Consider the following 3,105-nt stretch of genomic DNA (forward strand, 5'->3'; position numbering starts at 1 on the left):
ATGTCTTCGCCCGCTGCGGGGCCCGCACCTGGCTGGCGCTGGTCGACGCCGAACCCGACCAGCCGGGAACCGCCGCCCCGCAGGGCCCCGACGCCCTGGCCGGGCTGACCGAGACCGAGCGGAGGGTCGCCGTCCTGGTGGCGGCCGGCGCCACCAACCGGGAGATCGCGACGCGGCTGTTCGTGAGCGTCAAGACCGTCGAGGCGGCGCTGACCAGGATCTTCCGGAAGCTGGGGGTTCGCTCGCGGGTGGACGTCGCCCGGCTCGCGGCCCGGGACCGCTAGGGATATCCCTACCGCTGCCCCACCTGCCTATCGGGCATACCCCAATCTTGCCGACACTTCGGGCACCCCCTGTCCCATAAGGAAGGAAAGCCCGTCGATGAACCGACGCCGGCTAGCGCTCGTGCCCCTCACGGCACTGCTCTGCGCGACGGCCGTGGCCCCCGCCTCGGCCGTACCGCCCCCCGCGCCCCTCCCCTCCGCCCAGAACGGCTTCACCCAGGACGCCTTCGGCGTCGATCCCCCGCCTCCCACCCGACAGAAGGCGGTCGACGACGCGCTGAGGGCCCTCGACGCCCATCCCGGACCAGCCCACAAGATCGCCGGACACCGTTTCAAGGCCCGCAACGTCGTCGTCGACGCGACGGGCGCCGCGGACGTCCGGTTCGACCGCACCTACAAGGGCCTGCCGGTGTACGGCGGCGACGTCGTCGTCCACCTGTCGCCCAGCGGCTCCTACGAATCCCTCCAGCCCGCCGCCGCCACCTCGGCGGAGGTCTCCACCGAGCCGGCCGTGTCCGCGGCCCGCGCGGCGAAGATCGCCCGCGGGGAGTTCTCCGGCAGCGTCGACCAGGTCGCCAAACCGTTCCTGGCGATCAGGGCGCAGGGCCGGTCGGCCGTCCTGGTCTGGGAGACGGTGATCACCGGGGTCCGCGCCGACCGGACCCCGAGCAAACTGCACGTCCTGGTCGACGCCCAGAAGGGCCGGATCGTCGACGTCCGCGACGACGTCCACACCTTCGTCCCCGACGGCACACCCGTCGCCCCGCAGCAGGCGCTGGCTCCCGGCACCGGGAACTCGATCTACAGCGGCTCCGTCACCATCGACGTCACCCAGTCGGGCAGCACCTTCCAGATGCGCGACCCGTCGCACGGCAACGGCACCACCACCAACCTGAACCACGCCACCAGCGGCACCGGGACGGTCTACTCCAACACGACCGGCACGTTCGGCAACGGGACCACGACCGACCCCGCCTCGGCCGGGGTCGACGCCCACTTCGGCGCCGCCAAGACCTTCGACTACTTCAAGAACGTCCACGGCCGCAACGGGATCTTCGGCAACGGCGCGGGCGTCCCGTCGCGCACCCACTACGGCAACGCCTATGTGAACGCCTTCTGGGACGGCTCCCAGATGACCTACGGCGACGGCCAGAACAACGCGCGTCCGCTGGTCGAGCTGGACGTGGCCGGGCACGAGATGGCGCACGGCGTCAGCGGCGCGCTCACCGGCTGGGGCCAGAACGGCGAGACCGGCGGGATGAACGAGGGCACCTCGGACATCTTCGGTTCGATGGTCGAGTTCTACGCCAACAGCCCCGCCGACACGCCCGACTACACCATGGGCGAGCTGATCAACATCAACGGCAACGGCACGCCGCTGCGGTACATGTACCAGCCGTCGCTCGACGGCCGCTCCCCCAACTGCTACGCCTCCAACAACGGCAGCCTGGACCCGCACTACTCCAACGGCCCGCTCATCCACTGGTTCTTCCTGACGGCCGTCGGCAGCGGCGACCACGGCTTCGGCAACAGCCCGACGTGTAACAGCTCGACCGTCACGGGGCTCGGCAACGACAAGGCCGCCAAGATCTGGTTCCGGGCGCTCGCCTCCTACGCCAACAGCAACGAGACCTACGCCAACGCCAGGGTCGACTCGCTGAAGGCCGCCGCCGACCTGTACGGCACGCACTGCACCGAGTACAACACGGTGAACGCGGCGTGGGCGGCGGTCAGCGTCACCGGGACCGACCCGGTGCCGGGCACCTGCCCCGGCCAGCCGGGCGCACCCTCCGTGACCAGCCCCGGCAACCAGTCCGGGACGGTCGGCACGGCCGTCAACCTGCAGATCAGCGCCACCGATCCGGGCGGCCAGGCCCTCACCTACAGTGCGACGGGCCTGCCCGCCGGGCTGACGATCAACGCCTCCTCCGGTCTGATCACCGGCACCCCGTCGGCGGCCGGCACCTCGACGGTGACGGTCACCGCGAAGAACACGGCGAACCTGACCGGTTCGGCGTCCTTCACCTGGACGGTCAACCCGGTCGGCGGCGGCTGCACCTCACCCGGTGAGAAGCTCGGCAACGGCGGCTTCGAATCGGGCGCCGCGCCGTGGACCACGACGTCGGGGGTGGTGTCGTCGAACGGCGGCGGCCAGACCGCCCGCTCCGGCACCAGGTTCGCCTGGCTCGCCGGCTACGGCAGCACCCATTCCGACTCGGCCACCCAGTCGGTGACGATCCCGGCGGGCTGCCGCGCCACCGTCAGCTACTGGGTGCACGTCGACACGGCCGAGACCGGCGGCACGGTCTACGACCGGGCGACCGTCAAGCTCGGCACGACGACTCTCGCCTCCTACAGCAACACGACTCCGAACAGCGGCTACGTCCAGCGCACCTTCGACGTCTCGTCCTTCGCGGGCCAGACCGTCACCCTCTCGATCTCCGCGACCGAGGACGCCTCCCTCCAGACCAGTTTCGTCTTCGACGACGTCTCCCTCACCACCTCCTGATCCCGGCCAGCGGGCGCCCCGGACACCGCCGTCCGGGGCGCTCCCGCGTGTCCACGGGCCTCGCGCAGACCCTGGCCACCTAACCAAGCGCTTGCTACGCTCACGGTATGATCACCACCCTCGTCTGGGGGACCGGGAACGTGGGCAGGCTGGCCATCAGGGCCGTCGACGCGCATCCGGAACTCGCCCTCGCCTCGGTTCTCGTCAACAACCCCGACAAGGTCGGACGCGACGCGGGCGAGCTCGGCGGCCTCGACCGGCCGCTCGGGATCGCCGCCACCGCCGACGTCGACGCGGCGGTCGCCGCAGGGG

General features: G+C 71.2%; 2 protein-coding genes and 1 pseudogene. All 3 read left to right on the top strand.

The window, feature by feature from the left end; all coding sequences use genetic code 11:
- A partial coding sequence (locus tag ACYVE7_RS31805; RefSeq protein WP_460369988.1) for a helix-turn-helix domain-containing protein occupies positions 1–284 on the top strand: 284 nt, incomplete at its 5' end.
- 97 nt (positions 285–381) lie between these two features.
- Positions 382–2,793 carry a M4 family metallopeptidase gene (locus tag ACYVE7_RS31810; RefSeq protein ID WP_460369990.1) on the top strand — a complete coding sequence of 804 codons (2,412 nt, stop codon included), beginning with the start codon at positions 382–384 and terminating at the stop codon, positions 2,791–2,793.
- A gap of 107 nt (positions 2,794–2,900) precedes the next feature.
- Positions 2,901–3,105: pseudogene (locus ACYVE7_RS31815) on the top strand (dihydrodipicolinate reductase); the annotation flags it as partial.

The sequence above is a fragment of the Actinocorallia lasiicapitis genome (assembly GCF_054778695.1).